This is a genomic window from uncultured Anaerofustis sp. (genome assembly GCF_938029165.1).
GTDB lineage: Bacteria > Bacillota > Clostridia > Eubacteriales > Anaerofustaceae > Anaerofustis.
Genome location: NZ_CALHFB010000039.1, coordinates 283,454 through 303,870 on the forward strand (window position 1 = coordinate 283,454; position 20,417 = coordinate 303,870).

General features: G+C 31.5%; 19 protein-coding genes. 2 read left to right on the top strand and 17 right to left on the bottom strand.

Going from position 1 to position 20,417, the window contains the following annotated elements:
* Positions 1–14 precede the first annotated feature (14 nt).
* The 5 genes from Q0516_RS06105 to Q0516_RS06125 form a co-directional block, all read right to left on the bottom strand.
* Positions 15–629: an acetyltransferase gene (locus Q0516_RS06105; RefSeq protein ID WP_294464401.1), complete on the bottom strand. Its 615-nt coding sequence runs from the start codon at positions 627–629 to the stop codon at positions 15–17.
* A complete protein-coding gene (locus tag Q0516_RS06110; RefSeq protein ID WP_294464406.1) occupies positions 629–1,270 on the bottom strand; it encodes a sugar transferase in 642 nt (213 codons plus the stop codon). The genes Q0516_RS06105 and Q0516_RS06110 overlap by 1 nt, the downstream gene beginning before the upstream one ends.
* 2 nt (positions 1,271–1,272) lie before the next feature.
* A complete protein-coding gene (locus tag Q0516_RS06115) occupies positions 1,273–2,424 on the bottom strand; it encodes an aminotransferase class I/II-fold pyridoxal phosphate-dependent enzyme (RefSeq protein ID WP_294464409.1) in 1,152 nt (383 codons plus the stop codon).
* A gap of 15 nt (positions 2,425–2,439) precedes the next feature.
* Complete coding sequence (locus Q0516_RS06120) at positions 2,440–3,417, bottom strand: O-antigen ligase family protein (RefSeq protein ID WP_294464412.1); 978 nt, start codon at positions 3,415–3,417, stop codon at positions 2,440–2,442.
* A 456-nt stretch (positions 3,418–3,873) separates the two neighbouring features.
* A complete protein-coding gene (locus Q0516_RS06125; RefSeq protein WP_294464939.1) occupies positions 3,874–5,637 on the bottom strand; it encodes a nucleoside-diphosphate sugar epimerase/dehydratase in 1,764 nt (587 codons plus the stop codon).
* Between the two features lie 358 nt (positions 5,638–5,995).
* On the opposite strand from Q0516_RS06125, the gene Q0516_RS06130 reads away from it, so the two are divergent.
* On the top strand, positions 5,996–7,909 hold the full coding sequence (locus tag Q0516_RS06130) for an NAD(+) synthase (protein ID WP_294464414.1): 1,914 nt from the start codon (positions 5,996–5,998) through the stop codon (positions 7,907–7,909).
* 215 nt (positions 7,910–8,124) lie between these two features.
* Here the strand turns inward: Q0516_RS06130 and thrB are convergent, their stop codons facing one another.
* From thrB to Q0516_RS06170, 8 genes are read right to left on the bottom strand one after another with little or no spacing between them, the layout of a single operon-like run.
* Positions 8,125–8,994, bottom strand: coding sequence for a homoserine kinase (gene thrB / locus Q0516_RS06135; RefSeq protein WP_294464418.1), 870 nt, complete (start codon positions 8,992–8,994; stop codon positions 8,125–8,127).
* On the bottom strand, positions 8,994–10,490 hold the full coding sequence (thrC, locus tag Q0516_RS06140) for a threonine synthase (RefSeq protein ID WP_294464423.1): 1,497 nt from the start codon (positions 10,488–10,490) through the stop codon (positions 8,994–8,996). The genes thrB and thrC overlap by 1 nt, the downstream gene beginning before the upstream one ends.
* Positions 10,491–10,500: 10 nt before the next feature.
* Positions 10,501–11,478, bottom strand: coding sequence for a PTS transporter subunit IIC (locus Q0516_RS06145; protein ID WP_294464426.1), 978 nt, complete (start codon positions 11,476–11,478; stop codon positions 10,501–10,503).
* A gap of 10 nt (positions 11,479–11,488) precedes the next feature.
* On the bottom strand, positions 11,489–12,424 hold the full coding sequence (locus Q0516_RS06150; protein WP_294464429.1) for a stage 0 sporulation family protein: 936 nt from the start codon (positions 12,422–12,424) through the stop codon (positions 11,489–11,491).
* On the bottom strand, positions 12,424–13,293 hold the full coding sequence (locus Q0516_RS06155) for a hypothetical protein (protein ID WP_294464430.1): 870 nt from the start codon (positions 13,291–13,293) through the stop codon (positions 12,424–12,426). The genes Q0516_RS06150 and Q0516_RS06155 overlap by 1 nt, the downstream gene beginning before the upstream one ends.
* A gap of 2 nt (positions 13,294–13,295) precedes the next feature.
* Positions 13,296–13,625 carry a cyclic-di-AMP receptor gene (locus tag Q0516_RS06160; protein ID WP_257479800.1) on the bottom strand — a complete coding sequence of 110 codons (330 nt, stop codon included), beginning with the start codon at positions 13,623–13,625 and terminating at the stop codon, positions 13,296–13,298.
* Entirely contained in the window at positions 13,625–14,317 is a 693-nt protein-coding gene (locus Q0516_RS06165) for a deoxynucleoside kinase (protein WP_294464432.1), read from the bottom strand. The genes Q0516_RS06160 and Q0516_RS06165 overlap by 1 nt, the downstream gene beginning before the upstream one ends.
* Before the next feature lie 2 nt (positions 14,318–14,319).
* A complete protein-coding gene (locus Q0516_RS06170) occupies positions 14,320–15,696 on the bottom strand; it encodes an aminotransferase class I/II-fold pyridoxal phosphate-dependent enzyme (protein WP_294464435.1) in 1,377 nt (458 codons plus the stop codon).
* Positions 15,697–15,923: 227 nt separating this feature from the next.
* Here Q0516_RS06170 and trxA point away from each other — a divergent pair, with 227 nt between their 5' ends.
* Positions 15,924–16,250: a thioredoxin gene (trxA, locus tag Q0516_RS06175; RefSeq protein WP_257479738.1), complete on the top strand. Its 327-nt coding sequence runs from the start codon at positions 15,924–15,926 to the stop codon at positions 16,248–16,250.
* Between the two features lie 11 nt (positions 16,251–16,261).
* Here the strand turns inward: trxA and Q0516_RS06180 are convergent, their stop codons facing one another.
* The 4 genes from Q0516_RS06180 to alr all read right to left on the bottom strand — a co-directional run bounded on the left by Q0516_RS06180 (position 16,262) and on the right by alr (position 20,416).
* Positions 16,262–17,131: a Sir2 silent information regulator family NAD-dependent deacetylase gene (locus Q0516_RS06180; protein WP_294464440.1), complete on the bottom strand. Its 870-nt coding sequence runs from the start codon at positions 17,129–17,131 to the stop codon at positions 16,262–16,264.
* A gap of 42 nt (positions 17,132–17,173) precedes the next feature.
* Positions 17,174–17,947, bottom strand: a complete 774-nt coding sequence (locus Q0516_RS06185) for a protein-ADP-ribose hydrolase (protein WP_294464442.1) — start codon at positions 17,945–17,947, stop codon at positions 17,174–17,176.
* Between the two features lie 553 nt (positions 17,948–18,500).
* Positions 18,501–19,166, bottom strand: coding sequence for a manganese catalase family protein (locus tag Q0516_RS06190; RefSeq protein WP_294464444.1), 666 nt, complete (start codon positions 19,164–19,166; stop codon positions 18,501–18,503).
* A 116-nt stretch (positions 19,167–19,282) separates the two neighbouring features.
* Positions 19,283–20,416 (bottom strand): alanine racemase, encoded by a 1,134-nt coding sequence (gene alr / locus Q0516_RS06195; RefSeq protein WP_294464447.1) that lies wholly within the window; start codon positions 20,414–20,416, stop codon positions 19,283–19,285.
* Between the last annotated feature and the right edge of the window lies 1 nt (position 20,417).

Consider the following 20,417-nt stretch of genomic DNA (forward strand, 5'->3'; position numbering starts at 1 on the left):
TATTACTCCATTAATTACTTGATTCTTTTTAAAGGATTTCCGACATAAACTCCTTTTTCGTTTATATCTTTTACAACCACACTTCCAACACCAATTATGATATCTTCGCCTATAATTACATTATTTTTAACTGAAGTCCCAACTCCAAGCCAAGTCCCTTTTCCAATGCTTACACTACCCCCCATATGAACTCCGGGAGATAAATGAACAAAATCATCAATATTACTGTCGTGATCTACGCTGACGGAAGTATTGATTATAGTATGATTTCCTATTATACTTCCGCTGTTAATTACACTGCCGCCCATTATCACACTGCCTTTACCAATTACTACATCTTCACCTATTACGGCAGATGGATGAATAAAGGTAGAATAATCAAGATCATATTCCTTAGAAATCTTTTCTCTTACTTGATTATTCCCTATGGCAATTATAAATTTAGTATCTTTATTATATTTTAAAGCGTCCTTAACTTTACCCGCAACTTTACAAGATAAAATATCACTGCCGACTTCTAAATTGTCATCTAAAACTTCAAATTCCGACGGTTCATATCCGTTTTTCTTTATTATATCAATAACGACTTTGGCATGTCCGCCTCCGCCTATAACAACTATCTTTTTCATTAAATAACCTCTTCGACTTCTCTGGATCCTTGAAATTCTTCCATTGTTACTGAAGTACCGCTGTCGATACCTTCTTTAACAAATACTTTTTTTATTGTTTTAAAAAATATGAATATATCCATAAACAATGAAGAATTATTTACATAAAATATATCAAGCTCAAACTTTTCTTCCCAGCTTATTGCATTCCTTCCGTTTACCTGTGCATATCCGGTAAGTCCGGGTTTTACATCGTGCCTATGAGCTTGTCTTTCATTATATAAAGGCAAATATTTAACTAAAAGAGGTCTTGGACCTATTATACTCATATCTCCTTTTAATATATTAAACATCTCGGGAAGCTCGTCAAGACTTGTGGATCTGAGGATCTTACCAAACTTAGTAAGTCTTATCTCGTCATCCAGAAGTTCCCCGTTCTCATCCTTTTCATCAGTCATTGTCCTAAACTTATACATCATAAATATTTTTCCGTTAAGCCCCGGTCTTTCCTGTTTAAATAGAATTGGTGAACCTAGTTTCACTCTGACCAAAAACGATACTATTAATAAAACAGGACTAAGCACTATAATCCCGCATAGTGATAAAATAAAATCTATGATCCGTTTTATATATTTATCATAAAAAGTACGTTTTCTAATCATAATTAATCCCAAAGCGTTTTTATAATATTACTTACCCTTTCCATATCTTCTTTTGTCATTTTTGTATCGGAAGGAAGACATACTCCATTATTAAATATATACTCTCCTACACCGCCGTTATCGATATAATCGTATTTTTCAAAAAATGGCTGCTTATGCATAGGGTTCCAAACATGTCTTGCTTCAATATTGTTTTCTTCAAGCTTCAAAATCACATCCAAAGGTTTTACCTTTGATTTTTCATCTATTAATATTGTGGTTAACCAACAGTTACATCTAGTTTCCTCATCATTAATAGGCATCATCTCGATATCAGAAATATTTTTGAATGCTTCTTTATAATGGAAATAAATCTCTCTTTTCTTTTCCACTCTTTTATCCAAAACTTTTAGCTGACCTCTGCCTATACCCGCTACGATATTGCTCATTCTGTAGTTATATCCGACTTCTTTATGATAGTAGTATCTTTTATTTTCTCTTGCCTGAGTAGATAAAAATCTTGCTCTTTCAGCTTTTTCACTGCTATCAGGTGCATTTACAAGAAGCATACCGCCCCCAGAAGAAGTAATTATCTTATTTCCGTTAAAAGATAAAATACCATAATCACCAAAAGTTCCCGTCATTTTTCCTTTATATATACTTCCTAGGCTCTCCGCTGCATCTTCGACTATAGGAGTATCATATTTATTACATATTTCAATTATCTCATCTATTTTTGCACAAATACCATATAAGTGTACAACAATTACTGCTTTTGGTTTAATTCCTTTTTCTTTGTATTTTTCAAACGCCGCTTCCAAAGCTTTAGGACTCATATTCCAATTATCTCTGTCGCTGTCTATAAAAACAGGAGTAGCGTTTTCGTATATGATAGGATTAGCACTTGCTGAAAAAGTCAGACTTTGACAAAATACTATATCATTTTCTTTTATATTTAACAGTTTAAGAGCAAGGTGAATGGCGGAAGTACCGGAAACCAGCGCAGCAGCATCTTTTGCTCCGGTTACTTCACATATTTCCTTTTCAAAATTATTTACGTTTGCCCCAAGAGGTGCTATCCAGTTAGTATCGAAGGCTTCTTTTATGTATTCTTGTTCGTATCCTTCATCACTCATATGTGGTGAAGCTAAAAAAATTCTTTCGTTGTTTTCCATTTTTAACTCCCAAATTTAAATATTTTCATTTGATTCATTGATTCTTAATTGTTCATATTCCATAGATGCTATGAATAATATCATAAGGAAAAACATGAATGGAATAATGTTTAAAATAGTGTTTTCAAAATTAGAAACCACAATCATATATATAATAGGTAAAAAATATTTTCTGCACACTTTATCATCTAAATTTTTAATTCTTCTTACAAAGAAATACAAAAACAAAATCAAGCATATAAGACCATTTCCTGCTATAAAATCAAGAAATCCGTTATGCGCATTTAGTGTCTTATATTTGCTTGCATACCCTGCATCAGCTCCGAGTTTGACATCTACCATTTGGGGAATGTTATCCATCAAATAATTATACCTCTTCTCACCGGTATACTCATAACTCCCAAAGCCTAATAAAAAATCATCTTTTAAAGATAAAATAGTATACTTATCCAGCATATACCTCTGTGAACTGTAGGTATTCCATAAGTTTTCAAATGGAGTAAATCCTGCAACCTTGCTGTTTACACCTACAACGGAAAACATTATTATCAAATAAGCCAGCGATATCGATAAAACAACACCCATTTGCTTTTTAAATCCTATTTTTTTACAAAACTTTGTTATCAAATAACATAACATTACAACAATTAATCCGGTTATTGCACTTCTGCATCCCGATATAAATAGATACAAGATTGATATTATAAGGAATATATAATATTTATAATCTTTTTTTTCAATATATAATAAACTAAATGCAATCACAAAAGCCACAAGTACTCCGCCGTCATTGGGATTTACGCTAAAGGTCGTACCTGAAACAGAGTATATCAAAGATTTTAAAAAGGCTTCTTCCAGTCCACTGCTTGTAAAAAGATAATAAACAACTCTTAAAATAAAAAATGCCGATACCAATGATATTATAATAATACATGGTTTTAATATTTTCTTTGGATCATTTCCATTTAAAGTAAGTCCTCTAAATAAAATCACCAACAAGAAAAATTCTATAATTATACTTCTGAGAGTCGCATTATCGAAATCTTTTATAAATAAAGTAATAATCCTAAAAATAAAATATAAAATAATAATTATATTATTTTTTATAAATTTTTTTAAATTCAATTCATTATATGTCTTCATATAATTATATACAAAGACAATAATGCACAAAAAGAAGCTTATTAAGTTTAAACCTATAAAAAAAGTATTATCAAGTTTTAATAACAATGTATTTCTTATTACAAAAATAAGCATTGTAATTATAATTATAATATTAAATATTACATTACTCTTTTTACTTTTAATCTCCACAAAAATATCTCCTTATATGTCAGATACATATTATACACCATATCGACAAATATTGATTGATTTTTAATCTATAATTAATAAAAAGCAAGAATATTAATAATAACTTAAGAGACGATTTATCTCTTAAGTTATTATTTAATCATTCTTAACTTCTTTATATGTAGGACAAAGCTTTTTGATTTCATTTCTTATGATTTCATCGTTATTTTCATAAGCAATATTTATAAGTTCATTTAAATCAGTCAGAAATTCATTGATTTCTATATCTATTGGTTTTGCTATATAAATCATATGATTTTTTGTACCGGTAAGACCTTCTTCTTCCATAAGTATTTCTTCGTACATCTTTTCACCGGGTCTGAGTCCGACAACATCTATTTTTATTTCTTCTCCCGGTATATATCCTTTAAGCTTTATCAAATTAACTGCAAGATCATAAATCTTAACAGGTTTACCCATATCAAGGACAAAAATCTCCCCGCCCTTGGCAAGAAGTCCTGCCTGTATAACGAGAGATACCGCTTCTCTTACAGTCATAAAAAATCTAGTAACTTCCTTATGCGTAACTGTTACAGGTCCTCCCTCTTCAATTTGTTTTAAAAATAGAGGTATGACCGAGCCGTTGCTTCCAAGCACATTACCAAATCTAACAGCTACAAATTCAGTTTCTGATTTTGAATTATAGCTCTGTATTATCATCTCACAAATTCTTTTTGTTGCCCCCATAACATTGGTAGGTCTTACAGCTTTATCCGTAGAAATCAAAACAAATCTCTCTACCTTATATTTATCAGCTAATTTAACAAGATTAAGAGTACCTTTGCAGTTATTTTTAACTGCTTCGTTAGGTGAATATTCCATTAAAGGAACATGCTTATGTGCCGCAGCGTGATAAACTATTTCAGGTTTATATTTATTAAATATACTATCCATTCTGTTCATATCTCTTATGGAAGCAATAAGAACCGTAACATCTATATCAGGATGTTTTCTTTTAAGTTCCATTTGAAGTTCATAAGCAGTATTTTCATATATATCTACTACTATAAGCCTTTTGGGATTATTTGCTGTTATTTGTCTGCAAAGTTCTGACCCTATGGTTCCTCCCCCTCCGGTAACCATTACGGTTTTGCCGTCAACAAACTTTTTAAGCTCTTTATTTTTTATATCTACGGCATCTCTGCCAAGTAAATCTTCATAATTTACCTCTCTTACTTTTTGAGTAAGAGAACTTGTAAGGCTTTTAGCTATTGCAGGAAGGATTTTTAACTTAACGCTGGTTTGATTACAAATAGTGATTATATCTCTTATCGTATCTACAGAGGCCGAAGGCATTGCAATTATTACTTCATCAACATCATATTTTGCAATATTTTTTAATATATCGTCCCTTGCTCCGACTATAGGTATATTATGTATATATTTTCCTACTTTGTCGTCATTGTCATCAATGATACAAACGACATCATAACTCTTCATTCCGTTTCTGATTTCTTTGATTAGAAGAGAACCTGCCGAACCTGCACCTATTATCATTATATTTCTTTTAAGTGCACTTTTTTGTCTTCTTGCAATTATTCCTTTAAATACTCTAACGGAAAGTCTGGATAAAGCAATGAGCAAAAATAAGAAGGTAATATCAAAGAAGTAATAACTTCTGGGCATACCTACATTTAAAAGTTTATGATATAAAAGATAAATAAGTTCGATTACTATAGAGGCTTTAAGTGCAGACATTACCTCATCCAAGGAAGCATAAGTCCATACCCTGTTGTACATTTTAAATATAGCAAGAACAGAAATTGCTATAAATATATCAAGAGGGAGAAACTTAAGTGCAGGATATAAGAACCTTGAAGGAATAGTAAACAAATCAAATCTTAAGAGTAAAGACATCATAGAACTGAATGTTACTATCAAAGCATCTACAATAAATAATATTGCTAACCTTTTCTTCTTTGTCAATTACTTTCTCCTATGTATTTTTTAATTAATTTTTATGTAAATTAACTAGATATTTACTTAAATTATTTGCAATTTAGTATACTACGAAGCCCGTTAAATGTCAAACTTTGCGCAGTTTGAAACATATTGAGGAGGTAAATTAATGTTTTTGTTTAAATATATCAAAATTTATATTTTTAAGTTATTAAAAGTATACTTAGAATATAAAAGACATTAAAACTGCATAATATTTTAAATAAAGATAAATTATGATATAATTAATATCTATAAAATTTTTAAGAGGATAAAAATAATGAATAATCACGGATTTATAAAAGTAGCATGCGGAGTACCTAAGGTTAAAGTCGCAAATCCAAGCTATAATACAAATGAAATATATAAGTTAGTAAAAGAAGCAAAAAAAGAAGGTGCAAAAATACTCATAACGCCGGAACTCTCAATAAGTTCTTATACTTGTGCGGATTTATTCTTTCAGGATACCCTTCTTGAAAAATGTGAAGAAGAACTTGAAAACCTTGTTGAAAAGACTGCAAATGATGATATTTTCATTGTTGTGGGAATGCCGGTAAGATATAAAAATTCACTTTATAACTGTGCCGTTGCATTTTTAAATGGGGAAATCCTTGGAGTAATCCCCAAAGAATTTATACCTACTCACAGCGAATTCTACGAAAAAAGATGGTTTGTAAGCGGCAGTAACGTATCAGACGAAATATACTTGGCAGGACAGGAAGTATCCTTCGGACAAATGCTGTTTAAATTAAGTAATGATCTTACTGTCGGGATAGAAGTATGTGAAGACTTATGGGTACCTATAGCACCGAGTGCAAAACTTGCACTATCCGGAGCTAATCTTATTTTGAACATTTCCGCAAGCAATGAAGTAGTTTCAAAAGACGAGTACAGAACCAATTTGATTTCTTCACAAAGTGCTAAATGTTTATGTGCTTACGCATATGTTTCAGCCGGGGTTCATGAATCCACGACCGATTTACTATTTGGAGGAAGTTCTCTGATAGCGGAAAATGGAATTATACTAAACAAAGGAAAAAGATTTGAAAGAGAAAATCAACTTACATGTGCATATATAGATTTACAGAAATTAAATTTCCAAAGAAGGCAAAATATCAGTTTCAGCGACAGCAGAGAACAATATGAAGAATTTTATGAAGAGATCGAGTGCGAATTTGAAGATGATATTGATATTACCGATTTCAATAGATTTATTGATCCTCATCCTTTTACGCCTAACGACGAAACCAAACGTATAGAAAGATGCAACGAAATTTTCAATATTCAGTCTTCGGCTCTCGCAAAAAGACTTGAACATACAGGGCTAAAAAAATTGGTCGTAGGGATTTCGGGAGGACTTGATTCAACACTGGCTTTACTCGTTGCAAATAAGACAATGAAACTTTTAAATCTTCCAAGTGAAAATATAATAGGGATCACAATGCCGGGATTTGGTACAACAGACAGGACATATACAAATGCTATAGATTTAATGAAATCATTAAAAGTAACAATAAAGGAAATCAGCATAAAAGAAGCCGCAACTCTTCATATGAAAGATATAGAACACAATATAGATGTTCATGATGTAACATATGAAAATACACAGGCAAGAGAAAGAACTCAAGTACTAATGGATATGGCTAATAAGCACGGAGCTATACTCGTAGGCACAGGGGATTTAAGTGAGATGGCTCTTGGATGGTGCACATATAACGGCGACCATATGAGTATGTATGGAGTAAATGCAAGCGTTCCGAAAACTTTGGTTTCTCATTTAGTCAGGACTGTAGCAATGATGAGTGATGATAAAACAAAGGAAATTCTTTTGGATATTCTAGATACTCCAGTTAGTCCGGAATTACTACCTCCGACAAAGGACGGAAAGATAGCCCAAAAAACCGAAGATAATATAGGTCCGTACGAACTTCATGACTTTTTCTTATATTATTTTATAAGGTTCGGAGCGAAGAAAGATAAACTTCACTTCCTTGCAAAACAAGCTTTTAAAGATAAATACAGTGATGAAACGATTGAAAAATGGCTTAATAATTTTATGAGAAGGTTTTTCATATCTCAATTCAAACGTTCATGTACACCTGACGCACCTAAAGTCGGCTCGGTAAGTTTAAGTCCCAGAGGAGACTTCAGAATGCCGAGCGATGCGGATTTTAGTGCTTGGTTAGAGGATTAAAACATTTCGCCCTAAAGGGCGAGCTTCTTTTGTCCCAGGCTACAAAAGAAGCCAAAAAATCCTTACGTTCAAACGCCACTATGGCTTAAACGCTTCTCGATTTTCAATAAAATGCTGCCCGCATTTTATGAAAGAGAAGCTACCCCAACCCATAATTATTATTTTTAGTATCAATTATAAAAAAATGAACAGTAAATTACTGTTCATTTTTATTTTTAATATTTAACTCCGTCAAAATCAATTTTAAGCGGATACAAGTCATATTTATCTTTTAATTTTTTTATGTCATAATCAAGCTTTCTGAGATTGATATTACCTTCATATATTCCCATTATTGTAGGACCCGCACCAGACAGATATGTACCGATAAAACCATATTTCTCGGTTAAATTTACAATGTCATCATATCCGTTAATAAGATTTTTTCTGTATGGTTCATGGATTTTATCCTGAAGTGCATCTTTTACAAATTCGCTGTCACCTCTTTCCAAGCTAAGTGGAAGAAGAGATGCTCTTTGAATATTGAATACAACATCTTCTCTAGTGTATTTATCCGGAAGCACGTTTCTTGCCTTCTTTGTAGAAAGTTTAAAACGAGGAATAAACGCACATATCCTATATTTTTTATTGGTATGTATCTTGTAATATTTAAACTCCGTATCTTCTTTATATGAAAGAGTGGTCCCTCCGAATATGCAAGGAGCAACGTTATCGGGATGCCCTTCGATACTTGAAGCGATATTAAAAACATCATCTATATCAACTTCAATACCCAAAACTTTATACGCCATTATGATCCCTGCAACTACACATGTGGCGGAACTGCCAAGACCCCTGGTCGAAGGAACGTCGCTTTTAACTTCTACTTTTACACCAATAGGCTTTTTATTTAAAAATCTACATGTCGTAAGCATACTGGTTAAAATCAAATTATTTGTATTGTTAATATCTTCTTCTTTTCCGTCGAAAATAAATTTATCACATTTTTCTACTTTGAAAGTGTTATATAAAGTTACTGCAAGTCCAAAAGTATCAAATCCGCAGCATAAATTAGCACTGGTTGCGGGGGCTTTAATTTCAAACATTATTTCTTACCCTCTATATATTTTAGTATAGAATTTCTCATATCTTCTTTTGTAATAACTTCTTCTTCTCTTCTTTCAAAGCTTTCTATATTGTTTACAGGTTTTGGTATATTTACATTGGTTTTCTCGTTAAGTTTATACATATATTCAACGTCATCACTAGCTTTTACATCATCTTCAAAAATCGAATCATATACGTCTTTAGAAAACTTATAAGGTGAAGCTGTGGATAATAAAACAGAATATGTATCATCATTTTCTTTAGTATCTTTATAAACCTTATACCCCGCAGCAGTATGAGTATCCATTAAGTAATCATCTTCTTCATAAACCTTTTTGATTACTTTTCTGATTTCATTTTCGGTTGAATAACCTCCGATAAAATTATCGGCTTTAGACATATATTTACTGTCTATAGTATATTTACCCTCATTATTTAACTTAGTCATCAAATCTTTTACCTTTTTATCATCTCCATCATACATATGATAAATAAGTCTTTCAAGATTAGAGGATATCAAAATATCCATTGAAGGTGAAATTGTCTTTTTAAATTCTCTGTTTTTATCATATACACCGCTTTTGAAGAAATCAAAAAGAACATTATTATCATTGGAAGCACAAATTAGTTTATTAACCGGAAGACCTGTCAAATAAGCATAATATCCCGCCAAAATGTTACCAAAGTTTCCTGTAGGAACTATAAAATTTACTTTATCCCCTTCTTTAATTTTCCCTTGTTCAATCAATCTTACATATGAGTGATAATAATATACAACCTGAGGAAGAAGTCTTCCGATATTGATTGAATTTGCGGAAGAAAGTTTAACTCCGTATTTTTCAAGTTCCTTTTCAAAGTCACTGTCGTTAAATATTTCTTTTACACCGGCTTGTGTATCATCAAAATTACCCTTCACTGCATAACTCTTGACATTACTTCCTTTTTGAGTAAGCATTTGAAGTAACTGTAATCTTGAAACACCTTTATAAGGATAATAAACTATAACGTCTATACCATCTACATCATGAAAACCTTCCAAAGCAGCTTTACCAGTGTCCCCGCTGGTTGCGGTAAGTATCAAAACATCATCTTTGTCATTTTCATTTTCTTTGGCACATTTTAATAAAAGAGGCAAAATAGAAAGAGCACAGTCTTTGAATGCTATGGTGTTACCGCTAAATAATTCCAATATAGAAAGTCCGTCTTCTACATCAACGACTTTAAATATATCTTCGGTTTCAAAGTTGTTTAAACTATAAGCTGTATCAACACAGTAATCTATTTGTTCTTTTGAAAAATCCAAAAATTCGCTTAAAATAATTTTAGCTATGTAGTTATAAGATTTACCGATAAAGTCTTTATAATTAAATTTTACATCTTTCAAAAACTCGGGAACAAATAATCCTCCGTCATCACTAAGACCTTTTATAATAGCTTTGGAAGGACTGAGTTTATTATTATTATTATCTCTTGTACTGTTAAAAAGTTTCTCCATAATATCTCTCCTATTTTAATTCTAATTTTAAATCTCCGGGTTTTATTATATTCTTTTTCCTAAATATTTCACTGATTACAAGTGTTAAAAAAGCAGGAAGAACAAAATGCATAAGTATAATCATAGCAATAGTTCCTGTACTGCTCCCCATTGCTTCTATCATCCCAAACTGCCCAACAAGTCCACTGGTTCCCATTCCGGCGCCATAAGCGGTATTTGTCATCTTAAATACGACCGTTGAAATAGGTCCGAGTATCGCACTCGTTATTATAGGCGGAAGAAAAAGTATAGGTTTTTTCATTATGTTTGCGATTTGAAGCATACTCGTCCCAAGCCCCTGAGATATGAGACCTTCAAACTTATTTTCTCTGTAGCTCATCACCGCAAAACCTATCATTTGTGAAGCACAGCCTACACACGCAGCACCTGCCGCAAGTCCCGATAGATTAAGCATTATACCGAGAGCCGCGGAACTTATCGGAAGCGTTAAAATAATACCCATAATAACACTTACCAAAATACCCATAATCAAAGGTTCCTGTTCACATGACTTCATTATCAGTTCACCAAGTAACAGCATAAACTTCTGCATTACAGGTCCTATGTAAAATCCGACAAGTCCGCCTACGAGAACCGTTACTATCGGAGTTATTATTATATCAAGACTTGTTTTTTTCGATACCAGCATTCCCGCTATTGAACCCGATATACCCACAAGCAGTGCACTTATGGGATCTCCTCCTATAAGCCCCGCACCACCGCAGGCAAATATTACAAGAGGATCCGATTTAAGTCCGTAAGCAACACTGACAGCTATTACCGGTGCCGTCATGGTTTTTAGTGCGGGAAAAAGAGTATCAGTTAAAAAACTGATATGAAAAACTACACCGATTTGGTTTAAAATACTGCCTATGATCAGTGTAGAAAAGAGCCCTAAAGCCATGCTTGATAAAGTATCTATAAAATAAGTTTTAAAGAATTTCTTCAACTTAATTCTCCTAATTATCTTTTTCTAATTTTTTAAGTTCTTCATCTATATTTTCATCTGCATGTTCAGCATGTTTATCGTGATTTGGACAAGATTTATTTTGACATGTATCTTTGTTTGAACAATGTTTTTTCTTTTTCTTAAGTACTTTTACTTCTCCATTCGTAAATTCTTTAAAAGCGATATCTCCATCGTTTTCAAATTTAACGAGAAATGTCTCTTTTAATACATTAAGTCTTTCGACAGTACCTATACCGTCAGGGGTCTTCACTTTGTCAGAAACCTTAGGAAGTCTTGAAAGAGCATCTTCATAACAGTTATGTTCGTATTGTAGACAACATAAAAGTCTTCCGCATATTCCCGATATTTTTGAAGGATTAAGAGATAATCCTTGTTCTTTTGCCATTTTAATTGAAACAGGCTCAAATTCTCCAAGCCATTTATTACAGCAAAGTCCGCATCCGCATGGACCTACACCGCCTAAAATCTTCGCTTCATCTCTTACCCCTATTTGTCTGAGTTCGATTCTGATTTTAAATATCGACGCTAAATTTTTTACAAGCTCTCTGAAATCTATCCTTCCGTCAGCCGTAAAATAAAAAATAACTTTTGAAGCATTGAATGTATACTCTGCTCTTATAAGTTTCATATCAAGTTTTTGCTTGATTATTTCTTCTTTACAAATCTTTAAAGCCTTTTCTGCTTTTTTAAGATTTTCCTCATTCGTTTTAGTATCCTTTACAGTAGCTTTTCTTATGACAGGTTTGATCGGTTTTGTAACTTCGTCTTCTTCGACGTATTTTACCTTACTCGCAACCGTACCATACTCAAGTCCTCTTGCTGTCTCTACAATTACATTATCTTCCAATTTGAGATAAATATTTGTAGGGTCAAAATAATATATCTTACCTGCAGGTTTGAATCTTACACCTACTACTTTTTGCATTATACTTCCTCCCCTATATATATAAATGTACTCAGAAATGCCAAAGAAGCATTCGCATTATAATTTATCATTTCATTTATATATAAAATTTTGTCTATTATTTTTTGTAATTTATCCTTAGTAACAAGCTTATTTACTTGTTTTATATATTCCACATAAACAGGGCTTTTATCATTAAAAGTCATATCTAAATTACTTTCTTTATATATTAACACATCTGAGAAAAATTTCATTATAAAAAGTGTATAATTTTCAACTTTATTCTTCTCTTTTGTCAGTTTTTTACTTATATTTACATTATTTAGATTATTTCCTTTTAATATATTAACTAAACTTTCCAATATATAATTTTTTTCCTCATCAGAAAGGCTTAAAGTAACTTTATTATCATTAACTTTTATATGAATGCACCTTGAAAGTATCGTGGGAAGAAGTATTTCTTTGGAAGGTGAGGATAGAATAATTATAGTATCCTTAACAGGTTCTTCCAAGGTCTTTAAAAAAGCATTGGAAGACTCTATAGTCATCGTATCCGCATTATGAATAACAAATATATTATACTTATATTCGCTTGAAGATAAACTTATTTTGTACTGCATATCCCTGATTTGTTTTATTTTGATACTTGCGGGATCTTTATAAATATGAGTTATATCTATATTATTGTTCGTATTGATTTTTATACATTCCTCACACTCATCACAGTAGTACTTAGCGTTTTTACAGTATAGGGTCTTAAGAAATTCCAGTATTGTTTTATCTAGAGTTTCTTCTCCTGCTCCGTAAAACATATAAGCGTGAGACATTGTATCTTTTTCAATATGATTTAAAAGTATATTTTTTTCCGTTTCAAATAAATTATCTAACATTATTAGTACTTTTCAAACTGTGCAACATCCAATACAAAGACTGTTGCGCCTCCAACCTCTACGCTTGCTGTATATGTCGTAAGAGGACTTTCCATAAAAGAAGCGTCCACAGGTGTAGATATAACTTGTTCTCTTTTTTTACATATTTTCTTCATTATTTCCAAAGCTTTTTCAACTTTTTCTTCTTCGGTACCAATCATCAAAGTAACATTTTTCATCTTCAAAAACCCGCCTATCGTATTTAGCTTTGTTACTTGATATCCTTCGTCTGTAAGTGCATCGGATAATATGAATGCATCTTCATTTTGTACCATAGCAATAATTAATTTCATCATCTTTCCTGCCTCCTAAGGTCTTTTATTATTTTTTTATATAAAATATCATTTATTTCTTCTATACTCTTAAGTGAATTTCCCTTTACACACTCTATTCTCTCAAATCCATACTTGTCCACTAAAAAATTAACATTCTCATAAGCAGACAGTAAATATTCATAATTACTTTCATGTATATCTTTTTTACTTTCATTAGTAAACTTATTATCCCTATCTTTTATCAGTTCCTTGGAAACCTCGGGGATGATATCCAGGAAAAATACTCTATCAGGTCTTGGAATCTTAAAAATATTATACTCAAAATCCACTAACCAATCCAAATACTCTTCCTTTTTTCCTATATCTTTTATCTTGCAGCCCTGATGCACCATGTTACTCGTTACATATCTGTCTGCTATGATTATACCGCCTCTTAAGTAAAAGTCTTCATATTCCTTTTTATAAGTAGCATATCTGTCAACCGCATAAAAGGCTGAAGCTACCTTTGGATCTATATCATCCGCATTCTCACCGAAATCTCCGTTTAGATACATCTTGACAAGAGCGGAAGATTCACTTTTATAATTGGGATAACTGGCTCTTATGACATTATATCCTTCATCTTTCAGTCTCTTGGTTATAAGTTCGCTTTGTGTCTGCTTACCGCTTCCGTCAAGCCCTTCTATAACAAATAACTTTCCTTTGTTCATTATTACTCCTTAATCACGTCTATATACCCATTATTTAACCCTAAAACACTCTGCTTGTCCATTATACTCTTTAAATAAGATATCATATCTTTATCTAACACTTCTCCGGGAACAAGTATCGGAAATCCGGGAGGATAAGGGACAATATAATCACTGATTACTTTACCTACTGCCTTGTCCAATTTGATACTTTCTCTATTCATTTTTAGCGCATTTCGCATTTTATATTTAATAACAGGTTTAATATTTTTAAAAACAATATCATTTCTTTTTTTAATTTTAAAATCTTCTTTATCTATAAAAATTAAAGCTTTTTTTAATTTATCTAAATCTTCTTTGTTGGTCTTTAATCCCAAATAGCAAAGAGAATACTTATCAGTGGAACACTCGGTAAATATATTATATTCTTTTTCCAGTATTTCGGATAAAGTATATCCATCCAAATCAGTATTTGAAGTATCTATACAAATCTTGGTATAATCATGTATTTTCCCTGAAAATTCTTCAAATTTAAACCGGGTATTATTCTCCACAAAATCTTTGGTTTCGATGTACCATTTCTTTATATCTTTTAAAATCCCATGCCCTTCGTCTTCGGCAAAATGAACAGCCGCCTCAACAGAAGTAAGAAACAAATAAGAAGGAGATGTAGATGTAGTCATATTTATATATAATTTTAGCTTATTTATATCTATCAAATCACTGTTTACATGAAGAAGTGACGTCTGAGTAAGAGCTGTCAGCGTTTTGTGCATGGATGTTATGACAATATCACTGTTAGCTTTTAAAGAACTCATGGGATATTCATCACTGAAAGAAAAATGTGCTCCGTGAGCTTCATCAACTATTATTATGATTTCCTTATTTATTTTCTTTATTTCATCACATACGTTTTTAATATCCAAACTATAACCAAAGTAACTCGGATAAGTAATGATAACAGCTTTTATATCAGGATTTTCCTTTATTGCATTTATATATTCATCTTCCGTAACACCTAATATATTATCCTTTGGGTAAATATATATAGGTCTTCCGCCGCTTAAATAAAGTCCGTAATAACCGGATATATGACTGTTTCTGGGAAAAAGTATCTTATCATTTTGATTTAATGAATATAGAAGTGAACTTATGATACCGCTTGTACTTCCGCCGACGAGAATGAAAGACTTTTTGCTTTTAAAAGTATCTCTTATATATTCATTGAGTCTTGATATCACTTCGGTCGGAGCAAGTAAATTATCGTTAAAGGAGAGTTCGGTAACATCCGACTCGTAAAAATGTTCTTTTTCCACCCTTCCCTTATGCCCCGGCATATGAAATCTGACAGGATTTTTGTCTATATATTTTTTTATATTTATGTTTAATTCATTTTTCATAATCAGTCTCATTTATTTACATATAAAATAATATAAAATTCTTTAATAAATCTTTAAGTCACTATATTTTTTTCAAAATATTACTTCTCTTATATTTATTTTATTATAGCATAAAACAAATTCTAAATTTAAGCATATAACATTAATTTTCAATTAAATATGTAAATATTTAAATTTAAATGATATAATGTTAAAGATGTGAAATACTAATATTTAGGAGGACGATTATGGCAAGTGAAAATATAGTAATAATTACAAATGAAAACTTCGAAAGCGAAGTAGTAAACAGCGACAAACCCGTAATGGTAGACTTTTGGGCAAATTGGTGCGGGCCTTGTAAAGGACTTGCTCCTATTATAGATGAAATTGCTGATGAATACTCTGACAAAGTAAAAGTTTGTAAAGTAGATGTAGACGCAAACGGAGAACTTTCAATGCAGTTCAGAGTTATGAGCATACCGACTGTGATCTTCTTTAAAAACGGAGAACAAGTTTCAAGAGAAGTCGGTGCATATCCAAAAGAAAAATATGTGGAAATCATAAATTCTCTATAGTAAAAGAACAGCTAAAGCTGTTCTTTTTTATTTTTATATTTAAAAATATCGTTTAAAGTTTCTTTTAAATCTCCCTTCACAAAAATTATTTTATCTTTTATATCAAAAAAGTAAGGACTTTTTTCTTGATTTATTCTTATAAGTACTGCATTTTCATATTTTCTTACCATGTTTTCAAATGGATATTTTATTATACCGGGGGTATTAAACCCAACCCCTAGTTCCAAGAAAACTATTTTTTTATATTTATTTATATCAAGAAAATTTTTATAGTTTTCATGTGCTCTATGCCAGCCTTTATCTTCAACAAAAGTATCATCAACTCTTAAATTTGTCGTCATAGGTTTATTGCATTTCGGACAATAAGGTACTAAATTTGACGGTATTTTTCTGTCTTTTTGTTTTTCTACCATCTCAGCTATTATATCCTTATTATCATAAGTCTTATTATGACAAGGAACTGAACATTGAAACAGTCCGTAATCACCCTGAGTATAAAATAATCTGTTTTTATCCACTCCGGAAAGCTGAAATTGATGATCTACATTTGTAGTTATAACAAAATAATTTTTATCTTTGATAAAATCAATCAAATTTTTATATAATTCATTATCTTTATATTTATATCTGTTTAAATAAATATGTCTGCTCCAGTACCCCCAGTACTCTTCCAAAGTCTCGAAAGGATAAAATCCGGCAGAATACATATCACTAAATCCATACTCTTCTATAAAATCACTGAAGTTTTCTTCAAAAAACATTCCTTCATATTTAAAACCGGCTGCTGATGAAAGTCCTGAACCGGCTCCAAGGACTAACGCTTCGGCGTTATCTATGACATCGACTATTTGTTTTAGGTCTTCCCCAATAATATTATTCATCGATATTTTCTCCCCAATAAATTTATTTTATTAGCCTAATTATTAATATTTTTTCTTTGCTAAATCCTTATAGATCTGATAGTCTGCATCTTTAAATATATTTATTATGATTTTCATATCATTGTCTTTCAAAAATTTACATATAACATCTAAAGCTATTTTTGCGGCTTCTTTATTCGGAAAACAAAATTCTCCTGTAGATATGCAAGGAAATGCTATACTCTCTAACTTATACTTTTTTGCTAAAGTCAAACATTCACTGTAGCAGCTCTTTAAATCTGATATATTCCGTTTTGTCAACTCTTCTCTCACAATAGGACCGACGGTATGTAGGATATATTTGCTTGGAAGATTATAAGCAGGTGTTATTTTTGCCTTTCCCGTAGCTTCAGGGTGACCTTGTTCATTTATTATCTCACTGCACTTAAGTCTTAATCTAACTCCCGCAAAAGTATGAATAGCATTATCGATACATTTATGATTTGGATAAAAACATCCTAGCATTCCGCTGTTTGCTGCATTTACGATACCGTCGCATTCAAGAAGGGTTATATCCCCTTTATATAAATATAAGTTTTTACTTATATTTTCTATATTGTCAATGCTTACAATGCCTTTATTGTCAGCGACCTCCTTCAGTAATTTATCTTCCCTCTTTAAATATTCACTGCTTATTTCTTTAGGCTCCCTAATATTAACAAGAGCTCTGTATAAATAAAATCTATCCTCTTCATCTTTTGGTATTTTTAAATTTTTATATTCATCATTTTCATTTTTTAAATATTTAATAAGCCATAATAAATCTTCTTTACACATATCCATACCTCCATATATAAATGTATATATATCTTTATATAAATAATATAAAACAGCTCATTTAAGTTGTAAAGTAAGCACTTTAAAGTGCTATAGTTTCCTTTTGGTAACTAAAAAAGCAGCATAATGCTGCTTTATACAAATTTATATATCTTTTCTTTTATTAAACATACTAACTGTTCAATATATTCAATTCCTTTTAAAATTATAAAATAATAAACATAATAAAAAAAACACATAACAGTTAGTCTTCTTTAATCCATCTTCTGCCTTTAGCACCTGTAGGCGGAAGTCTGTCACCTTGGTCTATATTTACTAATCTACCATTTTCAATATATTATGACCCATCATTTTCTACTTCTCTGTATTCTCCTGCCGGTAAATTGTCTGTACCGGGTTTATATAAATCACTCATTTTTTAGTTCCTTTCCTTGAAATTTATTTACAAAATTATTTTTTGTATGAATGATATTTTTATTCCATGTATAAAATGACAATTTTCCACTTTTATAATAAATAAAAAGACTATCACAAAGATAGTCTTTAAAACCCACTAATTAAATGCAGGCGGTTTTCCGTCTACATGATGCAATTCACTTTGAGGTGATGGTTCAGACATATTAAAATACATTTTGGCAGCTTTTGTAGTTCCGAAATCTCTGTTTGAGCCTGTGTCCTGAACTTTGTTAAAAGCTTCTCTGAACATCGCATTATGCGCTTCTTCTCTGTTAAGAAGAAAATCTATAGTTTCTTTAACTTTTTTATCATTGATTTGACGATATAAATATTCATAAACAACTTTTGCACGTTGTTCAGATGCGATATTAGAAAGCAGATCAGCACATAAATCTCCAGTTACGGTTACATAATCGCCTGTCCAAGAATATCCCGAAGCATTGATAAGTCCCGGATTTAGTCCTAATAGTACATGCGTTTCAACTTCTCCCACATCTACTTTATTATAATTAACATCGTGTCCGTTTAATAAATTGATAGTTGTAGCGACCATTTCCATATGTCCAAGCTCTTCAGCAGCGATATCAAGGAATAAATCTTTGATTTCCTGATCTTTAATCCTAAAGCTTTGAGACATATACTGCATAGCAGCTTTTAACTCTCCGTTTGCTCCTCCAAGCTGTTCCTGAAGCAACGCCGCATACTGAGGGTTGGGACCTTCGACTTGAACAGCATGAAATAATTGTTTTTCATGTTTAAACATAATAATCCTCCATATTTTTATTTTCTTTATTTATTTTTTCACTAAATGAAAAAAATTATTTAAACTAATAAAAAATAAAAAAAATTTAAAAACATGAAAAATATAAAAACCGAGGACTATATTTCAAATTCCTCGGTTTTTCCATTTAATATGTATTCTCTCTTAACTCTTTTATTTATGCAGCATAGTAATTCATAAGGAATAGTTTCACATATATCCGCAAGCGATGATATATTTATATTTTCCCCAAAAATCTCAACTTTGTCTCCTATATTGATATCCGCGTTTTCCGGTATTTCAAGCATTGTCATATCCATACAAACATTACCTATTACCTTAGCTTTATATTTACCGTTTATTAAAACTTCGCCTTTATTGGATAGTTTTCTGTTATAACCATCGGCATAACCAACGCACATCACTGCTACTTTCGTTTTATCCATGGCTGTAAAAGTCCTTCCATAACCCACAGTTTCATCCTTATCTATATGAAATATATTGGTTATTGTAGTATAGAATGACATTACCGGCTTATATGGATTTATTTTTGGCTTTACTTCAGATGGATAGACTCCGTAAAGGACTATCCCCGCTCTTACCGCATCAAGGCTATATTCATCCAAGTCGGTTATGGCAGCAGAATTTGCAATATGGTAGATAGTTATACCCAATTCATATTCCTTGGATTTTTTCAAAGCATATTCAAAAATTTCAAACTGCATATTACTGTAAGATTTATCAACTTCATCACTGGTCGCAAAATGAGAAAACAGACCTTCATAAATCAAATTATCCAAACCTTTTAATACTTTAAACGCTTCGTCGATTTCATTTTTATTAAAGCCCAGTCTGTTCATTCCGGTATTGATTTTAATATGTACCTTTACTTTTTTATTCTTTTTCTCTGCTTCTTCGTTCAACTTATTTGCAAAATCCAAATTATAAATCGTAGGAATGATATCATTATCGATTATTTTATTTATCTTTCTGTCGGGAACATAACCCAAAATCAAAATATCCGCATCTATACCATAATCTCTTAGACACATTGCTTCATACACACTGGAAACGGCAAATAAATCCGCCCCTTCTTCCATTAAGATCTTTGCACAAATTTCAGCTCCGTGCCCATATGCATCAGCCTTGATTACCGGTATGACTTTTTTACCTTTGACTTTCTTTTTTATTACCCTGTAATTACTTATTAAATTATCTAAATTGATTTTTACACCGCTTTGAAATTTTTCCATT

Coding starts and splice junctions, on each gene's coding strand:
- thrB (WP_294464418.1), bottom strand. CDS start 8,994: ATGTTTGAAATTAAAGCCCCCGCAACCAGTGCTAATTTATGCTGCGGA.
- Q0516_RS06180 (WP_294464440.1), bottom strand. CDS start 17,131: ATGAATAATATTATTGGGGAAGACCTAAAACAAATAGTCGATGTCATA.
- Q0516_RS06190 (WP_294464444.1), bottom strand. CDS start 19,166: ATGTTTAAACATGAAAAACAATTATTTCATGCTGTTCAAGTCGAAGGT.
- Q0516_RS06115 (WP_294464409.1), bottom strand. CDS start 2,424: ATGGAAAACAACGAAAGAATTTTTTTAGCTTCACCACATATGAGTGAT.
- Q0516_RS06165 (WP_294464432.1), bottom strand. CDS start 14,317: ATGAACAAAGGAAAGTTATTTGTTATAGAAGGGCTTGACGGAAGCGGT.
- Q0516_RS06125 (WP_294464939.1), bottom strand. CDS start 5,637: ATGATGTCTTTACTCTTAAGATTTGATTTGTTTACTATTCCTTCAAGG.
- Q0516_RS06130 (WP_294464414.1), top strand. CDS start 5,996: ATGAATAATCACGGATTTATAAAAGTAGCATGCGGAGTACCTAAGGTT.
- alr (WP_294464447.1), bottom strand. CDS start 20,416: ATGGAAAAATTTCAAAGCGGTGTAAAAATCAATTTAGATAATTTAATA.
- Q0516_RS06150 (WP_294464429.1), bottom strand. CDS start 12,424: ATGCAAAAAGTAGTAGGTGTAAGATTCAAACCTGCAGGTAAGATATAT.
- Q0516_RS06155 (WP_294464430.1), bottom strand. CDS start 13,293: ATGTTAGATAATTTATTTGAAACGGAAAAAAATATACTTTTAAATCAT.
- thrC (WP_294464423.1), bottom strand. CDS start 10,490: ATGGAGAAACTTTTTAACAGTACAAGAGATAATAATAATAATAAACTC.
- Q0516_RS06110 (WP_294464406.1), bottom strand. CDS start 1,270: ATGATTAGAAAACGTACTTTTTATGATAAATATATAAAACGGATCATA.
- trxA (WP_257479738.1), top strand. CDS start 15,924: ATGGCAAGTGAAAATATAGTAATAATTACAAATGAAAACTTCGAAAGC.
- Q0516_RS06105 (WP_294464401.1), bottom strand. CDS start 629: ATGAAAAAGATAGTTGTTATAGGCGGAGGCGGACATGCCAAAGTCGTT.
- Q0516_RS06185 (WP_294464442.1), bottom strand. CDS start 17,947: ATGTGTAAAGAAGATTTATTATGGCTTATTAAATATTTAAAAAATGAA.
- Q0516_RS06170 (WP_294464435.1), bottom strand. CDS start 15,696: ATGAAAAATGAATTAAACATAAATATAAAAAAATATATAGACAAAAAT.
- Q0516_RS06160 (WP_257479800.1), bottom strand. CDS start 13,625: ATGAAATTAATTATTGCTATGGTACAAAATGAAGATGCATTCATATTA.